The 23,589-nt window shown below is 63.1% G+C and carries 19 protein-coding genes and 2 riboswitches; of the genes, 2 read left to right on the plus strand and 17 right to left on the minus strand.

Annotation, left to right across the window (positions count from 1 at the left end):
• Nucleotides 1-37: 37 nt before the first annotated feature.
• From JAO85_RS02540 to JAO85_RS02590, 11 genes are all read right to left on the minus strand, one after another.
• On the minus strand, nt 38-1,276 hold the full coding sequence (locus tag JAO85_RS02540; protein WP_004340655.1) for a high-affinity branched-chain amino acid ABC transporter permease LivM: 1,239 nt from the start codon (nt 1,274-1,276) through the stop codon (nt 38-40).
• Nucleotides 1,276-2,199: a high-affinity branched-chain amino acid ABC transporter permease LivH gene (livH, locus tag JAO85_RS02545; protein ID WP_004340658.1), complete on the minus strand. Its 924-nt coding sequence runs from the start codon at nt 2,197-2,199 to the stop codon at nt 1,276-1,278. The genes JAO85_RS02540 and livH overlap by 1 nt, the downstream gene beginning before the upstream one ends.
• Nucleotides 2,200-2,295: 96 nt before the next feature.
• Nucleotides 2,296-3,417, minus strand: a complete 1,122-nt coding sequence (locus JAO85_RS02550) for a branched-chain amino acid ABC transporter substrate-binding protein (RefSeq protein WP_004340660.1) — start codon at nt 3,415-3,417, stop codon at nt 2,296-2,298.
• A gap of 351 nt (nt 3,418-3,768) precedes the next feature.
• Nucleotides 3,769-4,431: an RluA family pseudouridine synthase gene (locus tag JAO85_RS02555; protein WP_202787372.1), complete on the minus strand. Its 663-nt coding sequence runs from the start codon at nt 4,429-4,431 to the stop codon at nt 3,769-3,771.
• Nucleotides 4,432-4,451: 20 nt separating this feature from the next.
• Nucleotides 4,452-6,632 carry a PAS domain-containing sensor histidine kinase gene (locus JAO85_RS02560; protein ID WP_237734669.1) on the minus strand — a complete coding sequence of 727 codons (2,181 nt, stop codon included), beginning with the start codon at nt 6,630-6,632 and terminating at the stop codon, nt 4,452-4,454.
• A 242-nt stretch (nt 6,633-6,874) separates the two neighbouring features.
• Nucleotides 6,875-9,778 carry an aminomethyl-transferring glycine dehydrogenase gene (gcvP, locus tag JAO85_RS02565; RefSeq protein WP_202787373.1) on the minus strand — a complete coding sequence of 968 codons (2,904 nt, stop codon included), beginning with the start codon at nt 9,776-9,778 and terminating at the stop codon, nt 6,875-6,877.
• Nucleotides 9,779-9,868: 90 nt separating this feature from the next.
• Nucleotides 9,869-10,417, minus strand: coding sequence for a MolR family transcriptional regulator (locus tag JAO85_RS02570; protein ID WP_202787374.1), 549 nt, complete (start codon nt 10,415-10,417; stop codon nt 9,869-9,871).
• A gap of 47 nt (nt 10,418-10,464) precedes the next feature.
• Complete coding sequence (gene gcvH / locus JAO85_RS02575) at nt 10,465-10,839, minus strand: glycine cleavage system protein GcvH (protein WP_012838239.1); 375 nt, start codon at nt 10,837-10,839, stop codon at nt 10,465-10,467.
• Between the two features lie 122 nt (nt 10,840-10,961).
• Nucleotides 10,962-12,098: a glycine cleavage system aminomethyltransferase GcvT gene (gcvT, locus tag JAO85_RS02580; protein ID WP_202787375.1), complete on the minus strand. Its 1,137-nt coding sequence runs from the start codon at nt 12,096-12,098 to the stop codon at nt 10,962-10,964.
• A 64-nt stretch (nt 12,099-12,162) separates the two neighbouring features.
• Nucleotides 12,163-12,288: riboswitch (glycine riboswitch) on the minus strand.
• Nucleotides 12,289-12,307: 19 nt separating this feature from the next.
• A riboswitch (glycine riboswitch) is annotated at nt 12,308-12,418 on the minus strand.
• 88 nt (nt 12,419-12,506) lie between these two features.
• A complete protein-coding gene (locus JAO85_RS02585) occupies nt 12,507-13,097 on the minus strand; it encodes an energy transducer TonB (RefSeq protein WP_202787376.1) in 591 nt (196 codons plus the stop codon).
• A gap of 13 nt (nt 13,098-13,110) precedes the next feature.
• On the minus strand, nt 13,111-14,193 hold the full coding sequence (locus tag JAO85_RS02590; RefSeq protein ID WP_202787377.1) for an MBL fold metallo-hydrolase: 1,083 nt from the start codon (nt 14,191-14,193) through the stop codon (nt 13,111-13,113).
• Between the two features lie 150 nt (nt 14,194-14,343).
• On the opposite strand from JAO85_RS02590, the gene JAO85_RS02595 reads away from it, so the two are divergent.
• Nucleotides 14,344-14,673 carry a hypothetical protein gene (locus tag JAO85_RS02595; protein WP_202787378.1) on the plus strand — a complete coding sequence of 110 codons (330 nt, stop codon included), beginning with the start codon at nt 14,344-14,346 and terminating at the stop codon, nt 14,671-14,673.
• Between the two features lie 69 nt (nt 14,674-14,742).
• Here JAO85_RS02595 and JAO85_RS02600 read toward each other — a convergent pair whose 3' ends face one another.
• The 5 genes from JAO85_RS02600 to JAO85_RS02620 form a co-directional block, all read right to left on the minus strand.
• Nucleotides 14,743-16,344 carry a DHA2 family efflux MFS transporter permease subunit gene (locus tag JAO85_RS02600; RefSeq protein WP_237734671.1) on the minus strand — a complete coding sequence of 534 codons (1,602 nt, stop codon included), beginning with the start codon at nt 16,342-16,344 and terminating at the stop codon, nt 14,743-14,745.
• A gap of 15 nt (nt 16,345-16,359) precedes the next feature.
• Nucleotides 16,360-17,670: an HlyD family efflux transporter periplasmic adaptor subunit gene (locus JAO85_RS02605; RefSeq protein ID WP_202787379.1), complete on the minus strand. Its 1,311-nt coding sequence runs from the start codon at nt 17,668-17,670 to the stop codon at nt 16,360-16,362.
• A gap of 150 nt (nt 17,671-17,820) precedes the next feature.
• On the minus strand, nt 17,821-19,305 hold the full coding sequence (locus JAO85_RS02610; protein ID WP_202787380.1) for an efflux transporter outer membrane subunit: 1,485 nt from the start codon (nt 19,303-19,305) through the stop codon (nt 17,821-17,823).
• Nucleotides 19,306-19,365: 60 nt separating this feature from the next.
• Nucleotides 19,366-19,941 carry a MarR family winged helix-turn-helix transcriptional regulator gene (locus JAO85_RS02615; RefSeq protein WP_202787381.1) on the minus strand — a complete coding sequence of 192 codons (576 nt, stop codon included), beginning with the start codon at nt 19,939-19,941 and terminating at the stop codon, nt 19,366-19,368.
• A 219-nt stretch (nt 19,942-20,160) separates the two neighbouring features.
• Nucleotides 20,161-20,631 (minus strand): CopD family protein, encoded by a 471-nt coding sequence (locus JAO85_RS02620; RefSeq protein ID WP_039048689.1) that lies wholly within the window; start codon nt 20,629-20,631, stop codon nt 20,161-20,163.
• 155 nt (nt 20,632-20,786) lie between these two features.
• Here JAO85_RS02620 and JAO85_RS02625 point away from each other — a divergent pair, with 155 nt between their 5' ends.
• Nucleotides 20,787-21,035: a hypothetical protein gene (locus tag JAO85_RS02625; RefSeq protein WP_012838249.1), complete on the plus strand. Its 249-nt coding sequence runs from the start codon at nt 20,787-20,789 to the stop codon at nt 21,033-21,035.
• 106 nt (nt 21,036-21,141) lie between these two features.
• Here the strand turns inward: JAO85_RS02625 and katG are convergent, their stop codons facing one another.
• Nucleotides 21,142-23,343 (minus strand): catalase/peroxidase HPI, encoded by a 2,202-nt coding sequence (gene katG / locus JAO85_RS02630; RefSeq protein WP_012838250.1) that lies wholly within the window; start codon nt 23,341-23,343, stop codon nt 21,142-21,144.
• Between the last annotated feature and the right edge of the window lie 246 nt (nt 23,344-23,589).

A 23,589-nucleotide genomic window follows, 5' to 3' on the forward strand; every position in this document is an offset into this window, starting at 1 on the left:
GTTGTAGTTATTGAAATAATAGCGTTCAGGTGCAGCTTCATGACTTCACCTCCACTTGGTGTCGCTTCATGGGCAGCAGGCCCTGAGGGCGCCAGACCATCATCAAAATCATGACCAGACCGAAGATCAGCATGCGGTATTCGGAGAATTCGCGTGCCAGCTCGGGCAGCACGGTCAGGATGATGGCAGCCACGATCACGCCCAGCTGAGAGCCCATGCCGCCCAGCACCACAATGGCCAGAATCAGGGCCGACTCGATGAAGGTGAAGGACTCGGGATTGACGATGCCCTGGCGAGCGGCGAAGAAGGCGCCGCCAAAACCCGCGAACATGGCGCCCAGCGTGAAGGCCGAGAGCTTGATCTTCATGGGGTTGAGGCCCAGCGAACGGCAGGCGATTTCATCCTCGCGCAGCGCTTCCCAGGCGCGGCCTATGGGCATGCGGATCAGTCGGTTGCTGATGAACAGCGTCACCATGGCCAGCAGCAAGGCCATCAGGTAGACGAAGATCACCATGTGCATGGAGTTGAACTCCATACCGAAGAACTGATGAAATGTCGTGCCGTCCTCGGTCAGGGGCGAGCGGGTCATGGGCAGGCCCAGCACCGTAGGCTTGGGAATGCTGGAGATGCCGTCGGGACCGCCCGTGAAGCTGGTCAGATTGGTCAGCAGCAGGCGGATGATCTCACCGAAACCCAGCGTCACGATGGCCAGATAGTCACCGCGCAGGCGCAGCACGGGAAAGCCCAGCACGAAGCCGAACAGAGCCGAGGCTGCGCCAGCCAGCGGCAGCGCTTCCCAGAACGTCCAGCCAGCCCAGTGGAACAGCAGCGCATAGGTGTAGGCACCCACGGCATAGAAGCCCACAAAGCCCAGGTCCAGCAGGCCGGCAAAGCCGACCACCACATTCAGACCCAGGCCCAGCATGACGTAAATCATGGCCAGAGTCGCGATGTCGACGGCATTGCGGCCCGCGAAGAATGGCCAGGAGGCGGCCATCATCAGCACCACAAAGATGACGACGTTGCGCGTGCCCGACTTCATCTGCGGGACAGCCGGCAGATTGACCTTGGGCAGCTTGCCAGCGAGCAGGGGCTTGAGCATCTGCACGACGAAGATGGCAAGGCAGGCCCAGCCGGTCATGCTCCAGTCGGGGGTGATGATGGTGCGCACGCCGGCGCGCTCCAGGTGCAGGCTGAAGATGGGCGTGACGACGATGGCCGTCATCACGGTGGCGATCAGCGCATCGCGCAAAGCGGCGGAAAAGCTGTACTTCATCAGACTTTCTCCACTTCAGGTTTGCCCAGCAGGCCCGAGGGGCGGAACATCAATATGGTCACCAGCAGGCCGAAAGCCACGATGTCCTTGTATTCCGACGAGATGTAGGCGGCTGCAAAGGTCTCGGCTACGCCCAGAATCACACCGCCCAGCATGGCGCCGGGGATGGAGCCTATGCCGCCCAGCACGGCGGCCGTGAAGGCCTTGATGCCGGCGAGGAAGCCGATGAAGGGGTTGAGCTTGCCCACAGCCAGCGCAATCAGCACGCCGCCCACGGCGGCCAGCACGGCGCCCAGCACAAAGGTGAAGGAGATGACCTTGTTGGTATCTATGCCCAGCAGATTGGCCATATGCATATCCTGAGCGCAGGCGCGCGAGGCACGGCCCATGCGCGAATGCTTGATGTACATGGTCAGTGCAATCATCAGCACCACGGTCACCGCGATGATGAGCACGCGGGTATAGGGGATGAAGACCTCGAAATTGCCCATGTGGAAATTGATGGCTCCCGGCAGCAGCGAAGGCACGGCCATATCGCGCGCGCCCTGGCCCAGAGCCACCCAGTTCTGCAGGAATATGGACATGCCGATGGCCGAGATCAGCGCGACCAGACGCGGGCTCTGGCGCACGGGCTTGTAGGCCACCTGTTCGACAACCAGGCCATAGACGCCGGTTACGAATACGGCCACCACCAGCATCAGGCCGATGATGGCCCATATGGGCAGACCGCTTTGCGTGCCAATCGCCGAAAGCGTCACGAGGCCTATATAGGCCCCGATCATGTAGATGTCACCGTGTGCGAAATTGATCATGCCGATGATGCCGTAGACCATGGTGTAGCCAATGGCGATCAGGGCGTAAATGGCTCCGAGTGAGAGCCCGTTGAATAGCTGTTGTATCAGCTGGGGGAGAAAGTCTGACATGTAACGCCACCCTTGAAACAGGAAAAGGCCCGAGGGCCAGATAACAAACATCCGGAGGCATGGCCCCTGCCATTGCCTCCGGAGAGAGTGGTGGAATTACTTGGCGAGCGATTTGCTGCCGTCCTTGTGCCACTGGAAGACCTGGAAATCGAAGGAGTTCAGGTCACCCTGCTTGTTCCAGGACACAGGGCCCAGCACGGTGTCCACGCCCGTGGTCTTGTGCATCCAGTCGGCCACCTTGGCGGGGCTGTCGCCAGCGGCCTTGATGGCGGCCAGCAGAGACTGGGTGGCGGCAAACGAGGTCAGCTGGAAGGCGCCCGAAGCATTGCGCTTCTTGTCCTGGAAGGCCTTGACCACGGCGGCGTTCTTGGGATTGGCGGCAAAGTCGGCGGGCAGGGTTACCAGCATGCCTTCGACGGCAGGGCCGGCAATGGCGTTGACTTCGGGGTTGCCCACGCCTTCAGGACCCATCATCTTGACTTTCAGACCTTGCTCGGCAGCCTGACGCAGCAGCAGACCCATTTCGGGGTGGTAGCCGCCGTAATAGACAAAGTCCACGCCTGCGCCCTTGAGCTTGGTGATGACGGCGGAGTAGTCGCTGTCGCCTGCGTTGATGCCCTCAAACAGTGCCACGTCGATCTTGGCCTTCTTCAGGTCGTCACGCACGGAAGAGGCAATGCCCTGGCCGTAGGACTGCTTGTCGTGCAGCACGGCAACCTTTTTGGGCTTGAGCTTCTCGGCAATGAACTTGGCGGCTGCCGGGCCCTGCTGGTCGTCACGGCCAATGGTGCGGAAGATGAAGTGGTAGTTCTTGCCGTCGGTCAGAGCGGGCGAGGTGGCAGAAGGAGTGACGACCACCACGCCTTCGTTGTTGTAGATGGGCGCTGCGGCAATCGAGGCACCCGAGCAGACGGGGCCGACCACATAGCCGATCTTGCTGTTGACCACGCGGTTGGCAGCGACGGGGCCTTGCTTGGGTTCGCAGGCATCGTCCACGGGTACCAGCTCGATCTTCTTGCCATTGACGCCGCCAGCGGCATTGGCCATTTCAACGGCGGTGGTGGCACCTTCCTTGACCATGTCGCCGTACTGGGTCAGCGCACCAGTGGTGGGAATGACCAGGGCGATCTTGATTTGGGCATGCGCGGTGGAGACCAGGGCGGCACCAGCCAGGCCCAGGGCGGCAACAACGGTTTGCATGCGGAACGGAATGCTCATGAGGACTTCCTTAATCTCGAGAGATGTTCGAAAAGCGCGATTGCTGCCATAGCAGTTCGCGCAAAGAAGCTCAGGTTAATCGAGTGGTCAACGAAGGCAACAGGGTATGCAGGGGCTGGTGCAGGCTTTCGGTTTTTGCTATGTCGTGCATAGCAGCTAGTACGCAAGGGCTATGGCGCAGCCTGCATTTGTGATGTATATGCGCAGTCCATGCCTGAACTGTGCGGCAAGTGTCTGCATCAGCGGTCTTTTTGCGCAGATTCCTGTCCTGCCTCAGCACTGTACTGAAGGGTTTTCTGTTGCGGCGTGGCAACTTTGAGAGCTTGACGGTTGCTGCCGATTTGAGGGGGATTAAAAAAGTGGATCACTTTTTAGCTGCAGCAGTCCGCCGGTGACCGGGTGCACCAGCTCCAGTGCTGCCGCATGCAGCAACAGGCGTGGGCTGGCGCAGGCCACGGCTTCGCTGGCATATAGCGCATCGCCCAGCATGGGGTGGCCTATGGCCGCCATATGCAGGCGCAATTGATGGGTGCGGCCCGTCAGCGGGCTCAGCAAAACCCGGGTGCGGGGTATTCCTGGTTGGACGGTGTGCTCGATCACCTGCCACAGCGTCTGGCTGCTTTTGCCGGTTTCGTGGTCGATGACTCGCAGAGGGCGGCGTTCCCAGTCGGCCGCGATCGGCAGATCGATCAGCTGCCAGCCCTTGGCATCTGCGGTTTCCGGACCCGCCTGCAGATCACCGGCCACCACGGCGATATAGCGTTTGTCGACCTGGCGTTCGGCAAAGGCCTGGCTGAGCTGCCGCTGTACGCCCGGATTGCGCGCCATGATGACCAGGCCCGAGGTGGCCTGATCGAGGCGGTGCACCACCAGCGCATCGCCGAAATGCTGCAGGGCGCGCTGGCTCAGGCAATCTTGCTTGTCCGGGCCGCGACCGGGCACGCACAGCAGGCCCGAGGGCTTGTCGAGCACCAGCAGGTGCTCGTCTTCATACACACAGTTCAACGCACTCATTCAAACAGCTATCGATTGTTTCAGGGGTTGAGCAGTTCATGCACCGTGGCGCAGAATTCCTGCACATCGTTGGGCTTGTGGATCAAGGCTCTGGCTCCGGCTGCAATCGCAGCCTGCTCGATTTCGGCCGTCACATAGCCGGAGGCCAGTGCAACCGGCAGTTGAGGGTTGATCTGCAGAGCCTGTCTGAGCAGGTCCAGTCCGCTGAAACCGGGCATGTTGTAGTCGGTGACTATGAGGTCAAAGCGCTGTGGCTCCTCAAGCAGGGCGGCCATGGCCTCATGGGGATCGGTAAAGCCCGAGACTTCATAGCCGCGACGGCGCAGCAGGCGCTGAAACAGAAAGACCAGAGCCTGATCGTCGTCCACATACATGACATGGCTGGCGCGCGTGGCCAGGACAGGTTCGGGCAGCGGGGCTTCGGGCTTGTCCATGCGCATGGGCGGCAGCGTAGAGTGGCTGGAAGTCGGGTCGCTGAGAGGAAAGTACAGCGTGAAGCAGCTGCCCTGGCCCAGTTCGCTGTGCACATCGACAGCGCCGCCATGGGTGCGCATCACGCCATGTACGACCGAGAGGCCCAGGCCTGTTCCCTGGCCGACCGGTTTGGTGGTGAAAAAAGGCTCGAAGATGCGTCGCTGAGTCGCGACGTCCATGCCTGGGCCAGAGTCCTGCACCATAAAGACCAGGTATTCGGCCACGGCCAGACCCAGGCGTTCGCATTGGTAGCTGTCGGGAGCAATGCGCATGGCACGCATCTGGATGATGCCGCGCTGACTGCCAATGGCCTGCATGGCGTTGTTGCAGAGATTGAACAGCGCCTGTTCCACCTGAGTGGGGTCGGCCAGCAGCGGCGGCAGATCGTTGGACTCCTGCACCTGCAGCTCTATGGAGGGAGGCAGAGTCACGCGCAGCAGGCGAGCCGTGTCGGACATGACTTCCTGCACCTGAACCGGACGGCGTTCGGGCAGGTCATTGCGGCTGAAGGTCAGAATCTGGCGCACCAGATCGCGGGCGCGGCGACCGGCTTTTTCGATCTCGCGTAGGCTTTCCATGGCAGCCGGGTTGCCGCAGCTATCGGCCTTGGCCAGCTCCACATTACCCAGGATTGCGCCCACGATGTTGTTGAAGTCGTGGGCAATCCCGCCGGCCATGGTGCCTACGGCCTGCATCTTGTGGGATTCGCGCAGCTGGGTTTCCAGCGCATTGCGCTGGGCTTCGGCGCGATTGCGGCTGGTCAGGTCGCGCGCAAAGATGGTGGTGGTGTCGCCGCTGCTGTGGTGTTCGAAGGAGACGCTGATTTCCATGGGAATCTCACGCCCCGACAGAGTCAGCCCCGTCATCTCGCCCAGCACGGCCTGTGTGGTCAGCGAGGAAAAAGCCAGTGCCCGAGCGGCATCGGGTAAAAAGCGCTCCAGCGGGCTGCCCAGGGCATCCTGAGGCGAGCACAGAAACAGGGCTGCCGCCGTGGGGTTGAAGACAGTGATGCGCTGATGCTGATCGACGCAGATGATGGCGTCCAGCGCGGAGTTGATGACCGACTCCAGCCGTCTCTCGCTGGCATAAAGCTGCTGGTTGCGCTCTTGCAGCGCCTTGCGCTCGGCAAGCAGCGGGCCCTGGTTGACAACGGCACACAAATACTGCCAGGTGGCCGGACCGTTTTGCTGGGGCACGACCACGCCGGCCACATGCAGGTCGCCGCAGAGCTCGAATTCTTCGGTGATCTGGAACAGGACCTCGTGCACCTCGGCGCGTCCCATCGCCTTGGCCTGCTCGAAGGCCGTGGTCACGCGCTCTGCGTCGTTGACATGCACAAAGGGCTTGAAGTTGATCAGCAGCCGGTCTTTTTCGGTGGGCTGAAATGCGCGGTGAGCCATGGCATTGGCCTGGACCACCATATCGTATTCATCAACCACCAGCAGCGGCAGCGGAATGCTTGCAAACAGCGTTTCAAACCGTTCCGATGCGCTCTCGGCTACGGCCTGGCTGTAATTGAGTACCTCGTTTTGCAGCTCCAGCTCGTGCTGGTAGTTGCGCAACTCCGCCACCAGGGCCTGCAGCGGGTCTTCATCCTCCGGCACCAATGGCTGGGTGTTGGCGCTCAGGCCCAGCGGCGCAGCACCGGGGGCCAGCAGGGCATGCAGAGGCAGGCCGCCATCAATGACAGGCAGCAAGGGAGGGGGAGTGGGTTCAGAGGAGCTCATGAGACAGGCAGAAGACCTCGGCAGTGTAAGCCGGTCCCTGCACCTGCCCTTGAAAAAGGCGGGCAGTCAACCGGTATTCAGGCAACTCGATGCTCGGTTTGGCGGCAGCAACGCCGATTGCATTGATGTCGTGAATGCATTCACTGCCGGCGAACAGTAACGGGCGGGCTGGTGTTCGACATTGATTGAGCATAAAAAAGCCAGTGCGGCGGAGCGCACTGGCTTGGGGGAGACCCTGGCTATCAGTCTTCGTAAGCGTCCATGGGCACGCAGCTGCAAAACAGATTGCGGTCACCATAGACGTTGTCCACGCGGCCCACGGGGCTCCAATACTTGGCGCGGCGCAGGGCAGGCACGGGATAGGCGGCGGTTTCGCGGCTGTAGCCATGTTGCCAGTCTGCGGCCAGCAAGGCCTCTGCCGTATGGGGCGCGTTCTTGAGCGGGTTGTCATCCCTGGACAGTCTGCCGGCCTCCACTTCGGCAATCTCGGCACGGATGGCGATCATGGCTTCGATGAAGCGGTCCAGCTCAGACAGGCTTTCACTCTCGGTCGGCTCCACCATCAGCGTGTTGGGCACGGGAAAGGACAGCGTCGGTGCGTGGAAGCCGTAGTCGATCAGGCGCTTGGCCACGTCCTCGGCCATCACGCCGCAGCTGTCCTTGAAGTGGCGCAGATCCACGATGCACTCATGGGCCACGTGACCATACTCGCCCGCATACAGCGTGGGGAAGTGCTCCTTGAGCCGCGCGCTGATGTAGTTGGCGTTGAGGATGGCGGTCTCGGTCGCCAGCTTCAGGCCCGGCTCGCCCATCATGCGGATATACATCCAGCTGATAGGCAGCACGGCTGCATTGCCTAGAGGGGCTGCGCTGACAGCTCCCACCCGGCGGGCGTCGCCTGCGGTGGCATGCCCCGGCAGAAAGGGCACCAGATCCTCGACCACGCACACGGGGCCGACGCCGGGGCCGCCGCCGCCGTGAGGAATGCAGAAGGTCTTGTGCAAGTTCAGGTGGCTGACATCGCCGCCGAACTCGCCGGGTGCGGCAAGACCTACCAGGGCGTTCATATTGGCGCCGTCCACATAGACGCGGCCGCCATGGCTGTGCACCAGCTGGCACAGCTCCTTGACCTCGGTCTCGAACACGCCGTGCGTGCTGGGGTAGGTGATCATGATGCAGGCCAGATTGGCGCTGTGCTTCTCGCAGGCCAGCTTCAGATCCGCCATGTCCACGTTGCCGTTGTCATCACACTTGGTGACCACGACCTGCAGGCCCACCATTTGCGCGCTGGCCGGGTTGGTGCCGTGGGCGCTGCTGGGAATCAGGCAGATATTGCGGTGTGCCTCGCCGCGTGATTCATGGAAGGCCTTGATGGCCAGCAGACCTGCGTATTCGCCCTGGCTGCCTGCATTGGGCTGCAGGCTGATGCCCGCGTAGCCCGTGGCCTGGCACAGCCAGTCGCGCAGTTGCCGGTCCAGCTCGGCATAGCCTTGCAGCTGGTTGGCGGGCGCAAACGGGTGGATGTCGGCGAACTCTGGCCAGGTGATGGGAATCATCTCGCTGGTGGCATTGAGCTTCATGGTGCAACTGCCCAGCGGGATCATGCTGCGGTCCAGCGCCAGGTCCTTGTCGCTGAGGCTGCGTATATAGCGCAGCATGGCGGTTTCGGAGTGGTGGGTGTTGAAGACCGGGTGGGTCAGATAGGCCGTGCTGCGCTGCAGGGATTCGGGGATCAGCGAGGTCGGGCCTTCGTCCATGGCTTCGATGGTGGGCAGGGCCTGGCCCTCCTGGGCAAAGATGCTCCAGAGCAGCTCGACATCGGCCCGGGTCGTGGTTTCGTCCAGGCTGATGCAGAGATATTCATCCCAGGCTTTGCGCAGGTTGACGCCTCGGGAGACGGCGCGAGCCGCCAGGGCGTCGGTGGCCTCCCGGGTGTGCAGGCTCACGGTGTCGAAGGCTGTGTCGTGGTGATGGGCGCTGAAGCCCAACTGGGCCAGGCCACGGCTCAGAATCGCTGTGAAGCGTGCCACACGCTGGGCAATGCGCCTCAACCCCTGGGGGCCGTGGTAGACGGCATACATGCTGGCAATCACTGCCGGCAGGACCTGGGCCGTACAGATATTGGATGTCGCTTTCTCGCGGCGGATATGTTGTTCGCGCGTCTGCAGCGCGAGGCGGTAGGCGGGCTTGCCATGCGCATCGACGCTGACACCCACCAGACGGCCGGGCAGGCTGCGCTTGTATTCGTCGCGGCAGGCCATGAAGGCTGCGTGCGGGCCGCCTGCGCCCATGGGCATGCCGAAGCGCTGGCTGTTGCCCACGACAATATCGGCATCCCATTCGCCGGGCGGTGTCAGCAGGGTCAGAGCCAGCAGGTCGGTGGCCACGATGGCGGCGGCCTGCTTGGCGTGAATGGCTTGCACATCGGCCTTCCAGTCCACGATCCAGCCGCTGGACGCGGGGTACTGGATGACGGCAGCAAACAGATCTCCTGCCAGCGCGGCCTCCCACTCTTGCTGGCTGTTGGCGATCACCACTTCGATGCCGATCGGCCGGGCACGGGTCTCGATGACTTCAATCGTCTGTGGGTGCAGATCGCCGGCGAGCACGATGCGATGGCTTCTGGATTTGACAGAGCGCCTGGCCAGCGTCATGGCCTCGGCGGCGGCCGTGGCTTCGTCCAGCATCGAGGCATTGGCGATAGGCATACCGGTCAGGTCGGTCACCATGGTCTGGAAGTTGACCAGCGCCTCCATGCGGCCTTGTGAGATTTCTGCCTGGTAGGGGGTATAGGCCGTATACCAGGCTGGATTCTCGAAGATGTTGCGCAGGATGACGCCCGGCGTGTGCGTGCCGTAGTAGCCCTGGCCGATAAAGCTCTTCAGCACCTGATTCTTGCTGGCGATGGCCTTGAGTTCGGCCAGCGCCGCGGCTTCGGTAATCGGCGCCGGAAGATCCATGGGCCTGGCGCGTGCGATGGAGTCGGGCATCACATCGCGAATCAAGGCGTCCAGCGAGGGCTTGCCGATGGCGGCCAGCATTTGTTGCTGCTCATCGGCATCCGGGCCTATATGACGGGGGATGAATTCGTGACTGTTTTCCAGCGCTTGCAGGGAAGCGACGGGGGCGGGAGGCGACATCAGCATGGGAGGGACCTATTCTCAAATACTGTGACTGACGGTTTGCATGCCAGGCATGCGTGAATGCCGTATGCCTGAAGGCATGCGGCCGGTGCTTCAAGCAGCGCTGGCTTGTTCCAGCGCGGTGTTCATCAGAGCCAGGCGTTCGCTTTCCTGGTCGGCATATTCCCAATCGGGATATTTGCTGCGTGCCACGGTGTTCAGCCATTGCTGGCAGGCCAGGGCAAGCAGGGCTTGCTGTTGCAGATCGGCATCGATGCTGCCTGTGATCTTGAGCTGACCAAAGGCGGTGGCCACGTGGGCGCGACAGACCGAGCGCAGATAGATCTGGTTCATGTCATCGCTGGCCAGCCACTGGGCCTTGGCCGCATCGTCATGAGTCAGCATGCCCTCGGGCACGGGCAGATCCCAGTCGCTCAGTTGCTGCTGCAAAAAGCGCAGGGCCTTGGCGTTGCCGCCTGTTTGCTCCTGGTACCACTCTTGAAGAGCGGCCAGTGTGTCGCTGCCATCATCGCTGCCGAAGGGGCTGAAGTCGTCACCGCCGTCGTAATAGAAGTCCTGGGCTGCGATGCGCGCAAAGGTCGGGTGGCTGGTCTCGCGGGCGAGACCGACGTCCGGATCGTCGAAATACAGAATGGTGCTCATGGCTGCATGCAAAAACGGCCTTCGCAATGCGAGGGCCGTTGATACGCTTAGTTGTCCTTGGCGAAGTCGTTGTAGGCAGTCTCTTCCATCAGGCCTTCGAGCTCGCCCACATTGCTCATCTTGACCTTGAAGAACCAGCCAGCGGCCAGGGGGGCGCTGTTGGCGAGCGACGGGTCGTCGCGCAGGGCTTCGTTGACTTCGACGATCTCGCCGGTCACGGGCATGTAGACATCGGCAGCGGCCTTGACGGACTCGACCACGCCAGCCACATCGCCGGCCTTGAAGGTGGAGCCCACGGCAGGCAGGTCCACAAACACCACATCGCCCAGTGCATCCTGTGCGTGTACGGTGATGCCGACGATGGCGGCATTGGTGTCAGCGGCGTTGATCCATTCGTGTTCTTTGGAATACTTGATGCTCATGGAAGGCTCCAGATGGGGGATTCAGGGGAATCGGGTGTTGTTTGAGAAAGGTCCAGCTCGCACTTTAGCGGTGTTCTGGCCGCTGTTTGGCAAACTGGCCCGTCTCATGCGCGGCGGCAGACCTAGCCGCGGTAGTAGCGGGTGGGAACGAAGGGCGTGGCGACCACTTTCATGGGCACGGGCTTGCCGCGCACCATGGCGAAGATTTCCGTATCGATGGCGGCATAGTCGGGCTCGACATAGGCCAGCGCCACAGGCTGGTTGAGCGTGGGGCTGAGCAGGCCGCTGGTGATGTGGCCGATATGCTGTCCATCCATGTTTTCCAGCACGGCGGGCTCGCGCACGGGAATGCGTTCCAGCGCGATCAGGCCCACGCGCTTGCGGCGCAGCGACTGAGGGTTCTGCAATTGCTCCAGCACGATGGCCGCACCGGGAAAACCGCCCTCGCGCTCGCCGCCGGTGCGGCGAACCTTCTGCATGGCCCAGTTCAGCGCGGCTTCGACCGGCGTGGTGCTGGTGTCGATGTCGTTGCCGTACAGGCAAAGTCCGGCTTCTAGGCGCAGCGAGTTGCGCGCGCCCAGACCGATGGGGGCCACCTCGGGCTGTGCCAGCAGCGCTTCGGCAAAGGCTTCGGCAGCTTCGCCGGGCAGGGAGATTTCAAAGCCGTCCTCGCCCGTATAGCCGCTGCGCGTGATGTAGAGCGCATGGCCTTGCCAGTCGAAGTGGTTGCCGGTCATGAAGACCAGTTGTGTCACACCGGGAATCAGGCGCGAGAGGGCTGTGGCAGCTTGCGGACCTTGCAGGGCCAGCAGGGCGCGATCGGGCAATGGGACGACCTCGCAGCGGCTGGCGATGCGGCTCTGGATATGAGCGATATCGGCCTCTTTGCAGGCGCCGTTGACGATGAGGAACAGATCTTCGCCGCGGTTGACGAACATCAGGTCGTCGAGAATTCCGCCTTGTTCATCGAGCAGCAGGCCGTAGCGCTGCTTGTGCAGGCCCAGGTCCATGACATCGACGGGCATCAGCGATTCGAGCGCGGCGGCGGCATCGGGGCCGCGCAACAGCAACTGGCCCATGTGCGAGACATCGAACAGGCCGGCAGCCTTGCGCGTGTGCAGATGCTCGGCCATCAGGCCTTGAGGGTATTGCACGGGCATGGCGTAGCCGGCAAACGGCACCATGCGGGCACCCAGTTTCTGGTGCAGTGCAAACAGCGGTGTGGAACGCAGATCGGAAGAGGTGTCAGCAGCAGTCACAGGCAAGCGCTCCGGTGGTCAAACCAAAATGAGTGGCCATGCATGGCTGGGCCATGCGTGGCGGGCTTGCCCTGCTGTCCGCTTTACCTGAGAGATTCACTGCACGCATTGCATCGGGCAGTTTGCTCCTTCGGTGGATGCCGGCGCACATACGAAATGACGGCCTGCATCTCTCTCCAGCAAGGGACGCTGCAGGTTTGCACACCTTGCAGCGCTTGTCAGTCCTTTTGCCTGAGCGTTTTGACACCGGGTTGGGGGTCTGCGCCTTCGGCGGTGCGAGGCAGCTTCAAGCTGCAGGCACTCTCTCCTGACCTTGGCGATTCTAGCGGTGGGCAAGGGGCTTGCACCACCGAATCGGATGGATTCTGGGGTTTTCGAGCACAGATCGCTGGAATTGAGCTTGCGGTCTCACTGCGGTTCTGTGTTCATGGCGGGCGTTCGAGGAACATCGATCTCCTGGCGCGGAAACACCAGTTGGTAGGGCTGCTCGAAGCAGGACGTCACGGGCTGGCCCTGGCGCATGCCGGGCTTGAACTTCCAGCGTTCGAGCGAGCGCATGATGGACTTCACGATGCGGGGATCGGTATCGGCGGGCTGGTAGGCCACACGGCCGAGTTCGCCCTGGACCGTGACTTCCAGGCGGAAGACCACCGTGGTCTCCAGCCCGTTCGGAAACCAGTGGGCGCTGATGAAAGGCGTGGTATGGCGGCGTGGCTGCGGTTGCCGATCGAGCTGGGCGGGGGGTGTGCAGTCTGCCTTGATCCAGGCAGGCCATTCCATGCTCTGTGGCCGCCTGTGCTGCGTGTCCAGTGGCGGAGCCGGCGTCGGCTCCGGCTGCCCGGAAACTGTGCTCGAGATGCCGGCAGTCGGCGGTTGCTTGGGCTGGCTGCCATCGAAGAGGTGGGAGCAGGCTCCGAGCAGCAAGGCGGTCAGAGACGCGGCGCAGGCGGCGGCAAGGTGTGAGGTGCGCGAAATGTCCATGAGGACATTGTCGGCCATGCGGGTTGCACCTTCAGGGTTGCGCGGGGCGCAGATCCAGTCCCTTGCTGTCGGCCTCGGCGCAGGCGCGCCACCAGGGCGATCCGGCATGGGGGGTATCCAGGTCCAGGCGCTCGCCCATCATGGGTGTGGCGATCTCTATGCCGTGCTGCCTGCCCAGATTCAGGATCTGCTCAAAGGGGTCCCACCAGGCATGCATGGCGAGGTTGAAAGTGCCGTTGTGTATGGGCAGCAGCCATTGGCCGCCGAGATCCCGGTGTGCCTGCACGGTCTGCGCCGGATGCATATGGACATAGGGCCAGTGGGCGTCGTAGGCGCCGGTCTCCATCAACGTGACATCGAAGGGGCCGAAGTGCCTGCCGATTTCGGCAAAACCGTCGAAGTAGCCGCCATCGCCGCTGAAGAAGACGCGCAGCGGCCTGTCGGCCTGGCGATCTTCTATGGTCCAGGACGCCCAGAGCGTGCGGTTGCCGTCGCGCAGGCTGCGTCCCGAGAAATGCTGGGCCGGCGTGGCCGTGAAGCGCAGGCCGTCGACCTCGCTGCCCTGCCACCAGTCGTGCTGCACGATCTTGTCGGCCGGCACGCCCCAGGCCACCAGTCTGTCTCCCACTCCCAAGGGGCAGAGAAAAACTCCCACCTTGGGCGCGAGCACGCGAATGGTGGCGCGGTCCAGATGGTCGTAGTGGTCATGCGAGAGCAGCACGCCGCGCAAGGCAGGCAACTCGTCCAGGGCAATCGGCGGGGCATGAAAGCGCTTGGGGCCGGCAAACGATAGCGGCGAGGCGCGCTCGGAAAACACGGGGTCCGTCAACCACCAGCCGCCGCGCAGCTTCATCAGCAAGGTCGAATGGCCCAGGCGATACAGGCTGCGTTCGGGCGCGAGGTTCAGCTCGGTCGTGCTCAGCGGCAAAATGGGCAGCGCCTTGCCCGGCTGGGAATCGGTCGGCTTGTTGAAGAAGAACTTCCATAGCGTCCCGGCATCTGGCTTGGGGCTGTTGACCGGACGCGGATGCGTGTTGCGAAAACGCCCGCCCGAATACTGAGGCGAGTCCTCGTAGTCGGTGATGGAGGTGGAGAGACTTGGTTTGCGAAACAAGATCAGGCGCCTTATTGAGACATTGGCCGCAGTTTGGGACGGTTTGCAGCGCTGCAAGAGCCGGCTTGCAAGAGGCCGTAACACAGGCACGGCCATTCAGCTGCTTTCTCGGGGCGGATGCGACACTCGCTGTCTGAGGAGCAAATGCACATGAATCCCATGGTTCACAATTTGGAGAGCATGCTGGCGGCCGGCAAGGATGGTGCGCTGCTGCGCTATACCCTGGGCAAGGCCTATGCCGACGACGAGCAGATGGCCGTGGCGCGCGAGCATCTGCGTAAGGCCACGGCACTGGATGCCGAATACTCCGTCGCCTGGAAGCAATTGGGCAAGGTGGAGCTGGCGCTGGGCGATGCACAGGCCGCGCGCGCCGCCTGGCAGCAAGGGCTGAGCTGCGCCCAGACCAAGGGCGATGCCCAGGTCGTCAAGGAGCTGCAGGTGTTTTTGCGACGCCTGGACAAGCAAGCTGATGGTACTTAGGGGCTATCAAAAAAATAGCTGAAAACGCTTGTGATTCAAGAATTTTCAGCCAATTTTGTCTGAAGTTAATCAGTGTGCGCCAGCGGCCGCGTCGGAGGCTCCTGCGGCAGAGGCCGGGCGCTTGGTGAACCAGATCAGCACGATCAGGCTCAGGAACAGAAAGGACGATGCCAGAAAGATGTCGTCGGCAGCCCGCGTGAAGGCCTGCTGATCGATCAGCCGGTTGATCTGGACATAGGCCTGCTCGGCACTCATGCCCGCTGCCTGCAGATTTTTGACCGTGCTGGCAAACGTGCCCTGGCCTTGCACCAGCAACTCGGTCAGATGGGCATGGTGCATGGAAGCCCGGCTTTCCCAGAGCGTGGTGGCAATCGAGGTGCCCATGGCGCCGGCCGTGATCCGCACGAAGTTGGACAGGCCTGCGGCGGCCGGAATGCGGTCCGGCGTCAGTCCGCTCAGCGTGATGGTGGTCAGCGGAATGAAGAAGAAGGCCATGGCGCCGCCCTGGATCAGCGTGGGAATCAGGATATGGGCGAAGTCGGTCTCCACGGTGAACTTCGAGCGCATCCACAGCACCATGGCAAACACGATGAAGGCAATCGTGGCCATCTTGCGCGGATCCCAGACACCGACCTTGCGGCCCACCATGGGCGTGAGCAGGATGGCAAGCAGTCCCACCGGCGCCAGAGCCAGGCCGGCCGAGGTGGAGGTGTAGCCCATCCATTGCTGCAGCCACAGCGGCAGCAGCACCACATTGCCGAAGAACAGGCCGTAGGCGATGGACAGCGCGATCGAGCCGGCCGCGAAGTTGCGCCTCTTGAACAGGCGCAGATCGACGACGGGATGGGCGTCGGTCAGCTCCCAGACCACGAACACGGCAAAGGCCACGACGGCGATCACCGCAAAGGCGATGATTTCATTGGAGGCAAACCAGTCCAGCTCCTTGCCCTTGTCCAGCATCAGCTGCAGTGCCGCCACCCAGAGCACAAGCAGGGACAGGCCCACGGTGTCGATAGGCAGCTTGCGCGTGGGCGTTTCGCGGTTGCGGTAGATGCTCCAGGTCATGAGGGCCGAGAGCAGGCCCACGGGCACATTGATGTAGAAGATCCAGGGCCAGGAAATATTGTCCGTGATCCAGCCGCCCAGCAGCGGCCCCACCACGGGAGCGACCAGCGTGGTCACGCCCCATAGCGATAGCGCCACACCGGCCTTGGCGGGCGGATAGCTGGACAGCAGCAGGGTCTGCGACAGCGGAATCATGGGGCCGGCCACGGCGCCTTGCAGCACGCGGAACAGCACCAGCATCTCCAGCGAGGAGGCAAAGCCGCAGAGCCAGGAGGTCAGCACGAACAGCAGCACGCTCATGGTGAACAGGCGCACGGCACCGAAGCGCTGGGTGAGCCAGCCCGTCAGCGGCACGGAGATGGCATTGGCCACGCCGAAGCTGGTGATGACCCAGGTGCCCTGGCTGGGGCTGACGCCCACATCGCCCGAGATGGCCGGAATGGCCACGTTGGCGATGGAGGAGTCCAGCACGTTCATGAAGGTGGCCAGCGAGAGCGCCAGCGTGCCCAGGGCGAGCTGTGCGCCCTTGAGCGGGGCGATGGCAGGCACCGCCGGAGCCGGTGGCGAGGCACCCGCTCCGGGATTGGCAGAAGTCGAGGAAGTCATGGCTGATTCCGCGTCTTATTGCGCAGGCTGGGCAGCGGGTTGGGCGGGCGCAGCCGGGGCCGGAGCGGGCAGACCGGCCAGCTGGGTCAGTGCCGGCAGCTTGTCGCCCGCGATGATGTGCTGGATGCGCTGCTCGGCCTGGGCCAGGCTGCCGTCATAGACCGTGGTCTGGGCTACGGGCTCGGTACGCGGCGTGCTGGCCAGGGCCTGGCCGTCCTTGTCGCGGATATCGACCTTCGCGTCCATGGACAGGCCCACACGCAGCGGGTGCTGCTTGAGCGCTTCGGGCTCCAGGCTGATGCGCACGGGAACGCGCTGCACCACCTTGATCCAGTTGCCGGTGGCGTTCTGCGCGGGCAGCAGCGCAAACGCCGCACCCGTGCCCGCACCCAGGCCCACGACCTTGCCTTCGTACGTGGTCTTGTCGCCGTAGACGTCGGCGGTCAGCTCCACCTTCTGGCCCATGCGCAGATCGGCCAGCTGGCTTTCCTTGAAGTTGGCATCCACCCAGAGCTTGTGCAGATCGACCACGGTCAGCAGCGGCGAGCCGGCGGCCACGCGCTGGCCCAGTTGCACGCCGCGCTTGGCCACAAAACCGTCCACGGGCGCGATCAGCCGCGTGCGCTGCAGGGCCAGATAGGCCTCGCGCACCTTGGCTGCGGCCGCCATGACGGCGGGGAAGTCCTCGGCGGTCGTGCCCTTGGTCTGGGCTTCGGCGGCCGTCAGCTGGGCCTTGGCAGCACGCACGGCGGCTTCTGCGGCCGCCACGGCGTTGCCGGCAGCCGTGGCCAGGGCCTTGGCATGGTCAAACTCTTCCTTGCCCACGGCACCGGTGGCCGTGAGCGGGCGGCGGCGCGCCACATCCTCGTTGGCCTTGGCGGCATCGGCCTTGAGGCGCAGCAGATCGGCTTCGCGCTGGGCCACCTGGGCGGCCAGCGGGGCGTTGTTGGCATACAGGGTGCGGGTCTGGCGCGCAGTCTGGGCCAGCTGCGACTCGGCCTGGGCCAGTTGCACCAGATAGTCGGCAGGGTCCAGTTGCACCAGCAACTGGCCGGCCCGGACATAGTCGGTATCGTCGGCACCGATGCTGATCACGGTGCCGCCGACCTGGGGCGTGATCTGCACCACGTTGCCGGCCACATAGGCGTTGTCCGTGGTCTGGTAGTTGCGGGCCACCATCCAGTGCCAGCCGCCCCAGGCGATGGCGGCCACGGCGACGGCGGCTGCCACGATGGTCAGGCCCTTGCGGCGGCCCGCTGGGTTGGCGCTGGGCGTAGCTGCCGCAGGAGCTTGGGGAGCGTTCTGAGTAGGCTTGGTGTCGGTCATGATGTTGGCGCTTTGTTATCTGTGAAGCGGTTTTGCGCTATTGAAAAGAGGAGCTGCTAGCGCTTATCAATAAAAGAATTGAGAGTGTTTTTGCCTTGAATTCAATGGCAGTAAAGCGGTAGCAGCTATTGATTTTGTTGAGTTCGATGTCTATTGCACGGCAACAGCCGGGGTGTCGTCGCTCCAGCCGCCGCCCAGGGCTGCGGCCAGGGCCACGCGGGTATCGAGCTCGCGCGCCTGCAGGTCCACGGCCAGGCGGCGCTGGTTGATGAGCTGGGTTTCGGTGTTGAGCACGGTGATCTGGCTACCCAGACCGGCCTGATAGCGCTGCACGGCAAAGTCATAGGCCCGCTCGGCCTTGGACAGCGACTCGGTTTGCAGCTGCTGCTGGCGCTGCAGCGATTGCACGGAGGCAATGGCATCACCCGCCTGCTTGACGGCATCGAGCACGGCGCCGTTGTACTGGGCGATGGCGGTGTCGAGATCGGCCTGTTTGCCGCGCAACTGGGCGCGCAGGCGCTTGCCGTCGAAGATGGGCAGGCGCAGCGCAGGCGTGATGCCCATCTGGCGCGAGCTGCCCTGCAGCAGATTGTCCAGGCCCAGCGCGTTGAGGCCCACAAAGGCCGTCAGATTCACATCGGGGTAGAAGTCGGCCCTGGCCGATTCAATGCCTTGCGTGGCCGCTTCCACGCGCCAGCGCGCGGCCACCACATCGGGGCGGCGGCCCAGCAGATCCGCGCCCAGAGCCTGCGGCACGGGCTGGATGCGCAGCACCGACAGTCTGGGCGAGAGCGCATTTTGCGCATCGGGCGCCTGGGCGCAGAGCACGGCAATCGTGCGGCGCGCCAGCGTGATCTGCTCGCCGAGCATCTCGATCTGGGTCTGGGCATCGGGCATGCCGGCCTGGGCCTGGGTCAGCTCCACCTGGCTGTCCAGGCCCGCTCGGGTGCGCTGCTCGCTCAGGCTCAGCAAGGACTGGCGCTGGCCCAGCGTGCGCTCTGCCACTTCCTTCTGGGCAATCAGCCGGGCCAGGGCGATATAGCTGCGCGCCACCTGTGCGGCCAGCTGGTTGGCGGCAGCAGCGCTGTCGGCCCTGGCGGCGCGCGCCTGGCCCAGCGCGGCCTGCAGGTCCGCGCCATGCTTGCCGAAGAAGTCGGGCGACCAGGACAGGCCGGCCTGCAGATTGCCGCTGTTGTAGATATTGCCCGCAATGGGGGCGGGAATCATGCCGTTGGCCGTGTAGCGCTGGCGGGTGGCATCGGCGCTCAGCGTGCCGCGCACATCGCTGGCCGTGCTGCTGGCCGTGGCCAGGGCTGCGGCTTTTTCAAAGCGGGCGTTGCTGGCGGCCAGGCTGGGGCTGCCGGCCAGGGCCTGATCGATGAGCTGATCGAGCTGGGCATCGCCCAGACCTGTCCACCATTGGGAGGAGGCCAGTGCCGTGGCGTTCGCAGCGCTGAGGCTGGCGGAGTCGTTCAGGCCGACATCGGCCGAGCCCAGTCGTGTCAGCGGCTGGTGCGCCGGCCCTTGCGAGGCACAGCCTGCCAGCGCGAGCACGGCGGCCAGTGCTGCGGTTGCCAGCAGCGGGCGACCAGGGGCTTGCTCTGCGGCGGGTTTGCGTGAAGATCTAGAGGTCATGGAAAAGTGCCAGTGGTTTTTATTGAAATAGGGCGGTAAAAAAGTAGGCAGCAGGTCAGCCTAGTCCCTGGGGTCGCGGCCTGCCTCGTTCGTTTGGATGGGGGGCTTGCCAGGCTCCTGGGTCAGGGCCTCTCGAAGCGCATCGCCGTTGACCAGCATGCGCTGCAGCATGGACAGCATCAGCGTGCATTCGCTGTGGCTGAAGCCGCGCAAATGGCCGTTGAGCACCTTGGTCAGAACCTTGGGCACCTGGGTGGCGACGCTGCGTCCCTCCTCGGTGAGCACCAGGTGCACCACGCGTCGGTCGGTGGTGGAGCGCTCGCGGCGCAGCAGCCCCTTGGCCTCGATGCGGTCCAGCGCGCGTGTCACCGAAGCCGGGTCCATGCCCAGGTCCTTGGCCAGCGTGCTGCTATTGGTGTCGGCGCAGATCAGCAGCTTGTACAGCGGCAGCCATTGCACATAGGTCAGTCCTTGCTCGGCCAGCTGGGCGTCGGCCAGCTGCAGGATGGAGCTGAGCACGCGCCGCATGAGAAAGCCAATGCTTTTGTCCGGCGCGTAGACCCCTGCCTGGTAGAAGAAGCTGGATTCGTCCTGCGGGTCGATGATGGGGTCGGTCTGGTTTTGCAATGGCGCCACCAATATTTGCTTGGTCAATGATTGAGCCGGCAATTATTGTGCAGCTGCAAAAAAATGTCAGCAAGGTTTTGAATGGAGCCGGACCTGCCTGCGCAGTCTCTGTTTTTGTTGCTATGAAAACAAAAGCAGTTTGAGCATTGTTGGTATGCGCTAAAGCCTTGTCGGACTCATAAAAAAGCCCGGCCATGAAGACCGGGCTTGCTGAAGGCTGCTTCAGGCTCAGAGCGGCACGCGCAGCACGACCACGATCACCAGACCCAGGGCCAGATTGAAGGAGACCCATTTGCGGATGCTCTCCAGCGCCTTGCCGCCTGCGGGCCAGTCCTTGAGCTGCACGGCCGCATCCAGGCGCTTGAACAGCGCAAAGCGGATATGACCGAACACGGCCATCATCACCAGGCCCAGAATGCTCATCACGATCCAGTTGACCGGCATATTGAACTGGCCGCCGGCCTGGGCGGCCATGGCGTGAATGCTGCCAATCATGCCGATGCCGGTGGCCAGCACGACGACCACCAGCACGAGGACCCAGGCAAAAAAGCGCTGCAGCACGCCATGCATCAGCGTCACGCGCTCGGGTGGCTGCAGGCCCTGGACGGCAGGACGCAGAAAGAAATGTGCGAAGAACATGCCGCCCACCCAGATGATGATGGCCAGAAGGTGCAGAAGTTTGAACAGGATGAAAAGCATGGTTTGTGGGGCTTGATTGGGGAGACATTGCAAGCCTAACGGAGATCGTCCTACGGGTGGAACACACAGGCCGAAATAGCAGGACTTTCGCTTTGCCCGGGTCTGATTAGACTTGGCTGTAATCCACAACAGCCAGCAATGGCGCAGGAGTCCTTATGTCAGAACAAGCCACCGTCGTCGCCTTCAAGCAGTCTTCCGGACGGGTCGCCTTGCGCACCGGCAACGGCCGCTTTGTGCTGGCCGAGCAGACCGATTCCAGCGCGCTGCGTGAAGGACAGAGTCTGAACGGCAATATGAGCGAGTTCGGCCCGGAGGTCTGGAGCGATGACAGCGGGCAAAATCATTACGAAGTCTTTGTGCTGGGCTGGGATCTGTCGCAGGAAGCGGTCGAGCTGGAGATGTGATGTGTTGATCCTGAAAAAACAGCTGCCAGCGCTTGATTGACAGGCGCTGGCAGCTTTTTCTTTTTGGATTTTCCTGGAGCCGGGGCTTTCACCCCGGCGCGCCCTGTTACTTCTTCAGGTCGAAGCGGTCCAGTTCCATGACCTTGACCCAGGCAGCGACGAAGTCCCGGTAGAACTTCTGCTCGTTGCCCTTTTCGGCATAGACCTCGGCCACGGCACGCAGAATGGCGTTGGAGCCGAAGACCAGATCCACGCGGGTGCCGGTCCACTTCTTGGCGCCGCTCTTGCGGTCCACGCCTTCGTAGTTGCCATCCTCAAGGGGCTGCCACTGTGTGCCCATGTCCAGCAGGTTGACGAAGAAGTCGTTCGTCAGCTTGCCCGGAGTCTGGGTCAGCACGCCGTGGTTGCCGGCGGTGTTGATGTTGATGGCGCGCAGGCCGCCGATCAGCACGGTCATCTCGGGGGCCGTGAGCGTCAGCAACTGGGCCTTGTCGATCAGCAGGGCTTCGGCAGGTGCCGGGAAACGTCCTTGCAGGTGGTTGCGGAAGCCATCGGCCTTGGGCTCCAGCGGCGCAAAGGATTCGGCATCGGTCTGCTCGTCGCTGGCGTCGCCGCGGCCGGGAGTGAAGGGCACGCTGATCTTCACGCCAGCGTCTGCCGCTGCTTTTTCAACGCCCGCGCTGCCGGCCAGCACGATCAGGTCGGCCAGCGAGATGCGCTTGTCGCCGTCGGCAGCCTTGTTGAACTCGCGCTGGATTTCCTCGAGCTTGCCCAGTACCTTGGCCAGTTGCGCAGGGTTGTTGGCGGCCCAGTCCTTTTGTGGAGCCAGTCGGATGCGGGCACCGTTGGCACCGCCGCGCTTGTCCGAACCACGGAAGGTGGAGGCCGAGGCCCAGGCCGTGGCCACCAGCTCCTGCACCGACAGGCCCGATGCCAGCAGCCTGGCCTTGAGGGCGGCCACATCGGCGTCGTTGACCAGTTCATGCTTGACCGCCGGGATGGGGTCTTGCCAGATCAGCTCTTCCCGGGGGACTTCTGGGCCCAGATAGCGTGCACGCGGGCCCATGTCGCGGTGGGTCAGCTTGAACCAGGCGCGGGCAAAGGCTTCAGCAAAAGCCTGCGGGTTTTCGAGGAAGCGGCGCGAGATCTTCTCGTAGGCGGGGTCCATGCGCAGCGACAGGTCGGTGGTCAGCATGGTGGGCTTCTTGTTGGGACCGCCATGCGCGTCGGGGATGACATCGCCAGCGTCCTTGGCCACCCACTGAATGGCGCCTGCAGGGCTTTTTTCCTGCACCCATTCGTACTTGAACAGGTTCTCGAAGAAGAAGTTGCTCCACTGTGCAGGAGTCTGGGTCCAGGTCACTTCCAGGCCCGAGGTGATGGCATCGCCGGCCTTGCCGGACTTGTAGCTGCTGGCCCAGCCCAGGCCCTGGGCTTCCAGGCCGGCGGCTTCGGGCTCGGCGCCCACATGGCTGGCGGGGCCCGCACCATGGGTCTTGCCGAAGGTGTGGCCGCCGGCGATCAGCGCCACGGTTTCCTCGTCATCCATGGCCATGCGGGCAAAGGTGTCGCGGATGTCATGCGCGGCCGAGAGGGGGTCGCCATTGCCGTCCGGGCCTTCGGGGTTGACATAGATCAGACCCATCTGCACGGCGGCCAGCGGGTTCTCGAGGTCGCGCTCGCCGCTGTAGCGGCTGTGCGGGTTCTGGGTGGGGGCCAGCCATTCCTTCTCTGCACCCCAGTACACGTCCTGATCGGGTTCCCAGGTGTCCACGCGACCGCCACCGAAGCCGAAGGTGCGAAAGCCCATGGTTTCCAGTGCGACGTTGCCGCACAGCATCATCAGGTCGCCCCAGGAAATCTGGTTGCCGTACTTTTGCTTGATCGGCCACAGCAGGCGGCGCGACTTGTCGATGTTGACGTTGTCAGGCCAGCTGTTGAGCGGCGCAAAGCGCTGCTGGGCGCGACCGGCGCCGCCGCGACCGTCCTGAATGCGATAGGTGCCGGCTGCGTGCCAGGCCATGCGGATGAACTGGGGGCCGTAGTGGCCGAAGTCTGCAGGCCACCAGTCCTGCGAGTCGGTCATCAGGGCACGCAGGTCGCGTTTGACGGCTTCATAGTCCAGCTTCTGGAAAGCCTGGGCGTAGTTGAAGTCTTCACCCAAGGGGTTGCTTTTGGCGGAGTGCTGGCTCAGCAAATCCACGCGCAGCTGATTGGGCCACCAGTCCTTGTTGCTGGTGGCGTTGCCTGCGGCGGCGGTTTCGCTGTTCTGTCCTTGGTGGAAGGGGCACTTGGATTCAGTAGTCATGGGGCTCTCCGTTTCAACGATCCGACAGGTCGGTAGGTCCAGGAAACAGATATCAATCAATGATTGATATCAATCAATTCAACTCAATAGCTATTAGCGATTGGTTGAGATGAATTATCGATGCGCGGCTGGCCTGAAGGGCGTGTTGTGCTATTGAAATTACTAAGCAGCGCCATAGGAAGAAATATGGGTCGAGTCCTTGGCCGACGGGAAGTCGGGCGAGGAGACTGCGCAAAGTGACTGAGA

The organism is Comamonas sp. NyZ500, assembly GCF_016772095.1.
Classification (GTDB): domain Bacteria; phylum Pseudomonadota; class Gammaproteobacteria; order Burkholderiales; family Burkholderiaceae_C; genus Comamonas; species Comamonas thiooxydans.

What these genes read in the sequence shown, in the direction of transcription:
- JAO85_RS02540 (WP_004340655.1), bottom strand. Translation starts at nt 1,276, where the DNA reads ATGAAGTACAGCTTTTCCGCCGCTTTGCGCGATGCGCTGATCGCCACC.
- livH (WP_004340658.1), bottom strand. Translation starts at nt 2,199, where the DNA reads ATGTCAGACTTTCTCCCCCAGCTGATACAACAGCTATTCAACGGGCTC.
- JAO85_RS02550 (WP_004340660.1), bottom strand. Translation starts at nt 3,417, where the DNA reads ATGAGCATTCCGTTCCGCATGCAAACCGTTGTTGCCGCCCTGGGCCTG.
- JAO85_RS02555 (WP_202787372.1), bottom strand. Translation starts at nt 4,431, where the DNA reads ATGAGTGCGTTGAACTGTGTGTATGAAGACGAGCACCTGCTGGTGCTC.
- JAO85_RS02560 (WP_237734669.1), bottom strand. Translation starts at nt 6,632, where the DNA reads ATGAGCTCCTCTGAACCCACTCCCCCTCCCTTGCTGCCTGTCATTGAT.
- gcvP (WP_202787373.1), bottom strand. Translation starts at nt 9,778, where the DNA reads ATGCTGATGTCGCCTCCCGCCCCCGTCGCTTCCCTGCAAGCGCTGGAA.
- JAO85_RS02570 (WP_202787374.1), bottom strand. Translation starts at nt 10,417, where the DNA reads ATGAGCACCATTCTGTATTTCGACGATCCGGACGTCGGTCTCGCCCGC.
- gcvH (WP_012838239.1), bottom strand. Translation starts at nt 10,839, where the DNA reads ATGAGCATCAAGTATTCCAAAGAACACGAATGGATCAACGCCGCTGAC.
- JAO85_RS02585 (WP_202787376.1), bottom strand. Translation starts at nt 13,097, where the DNA reads ATGGCCGACAATGTCCTCATGGACATTTCGCGCACCTCACACCTTGCC.
- JAO85_RS02595 (WP_202787378.1), top strand. Translation starts at nt 14,344, where the DNA reads ATGAATCCCATGGTTCACAATTTGGAGAGCATGCTGGCGGCCGGCAAG.
- JAO85_RS02600 (WP_237734671.1), bottom strand. Translation starts at nt 16,344, where the DNA reads ATGACTTCCTCGACTTCTGCCAATCCCGGAGCGGGTGCCTCGCCACCG.
- JAO85_RS02605 (WP_202787379.1), bottom strand. Translation starts at nt 17,670, where the DNA reads ATGACCGACACCAAGCCTACTCAGAACGCTCCCCAAGCTCCTGCGGCA.
- JAO85_RS02610 (WP_202787380.1), bottom strand. Translation starts at nt 19,305, where the DNA reads ATGACCTCTAGATCTTCACGCAAACCCGCCGCAGAGCAAGCCCCTGGT.
- JAO85_RS02620 (WP_039048689.1), bottom strand. Translation starts at nt 20,631, where the DNA reads ATGCTTTTCATCCTGTTCAAACTTCTGCACCTTCTGGCCATCATCATC.
- JAO85_RS02625 (WP_012838249.1), top strand. Translation starts at nt 20,787, where the DNA reads ATGTCAGAACAAGCCACCGTCGTCGCCTTCAAGCAGTCTTCCGGACGG.
- katG (WP_012838250.1), bottom strand. Translation starts at nt 23,343, where the DNA reads ATGACTACTGAATCCAAGTGCCCCTTCCACCAAGGACAGAACAGCGAA.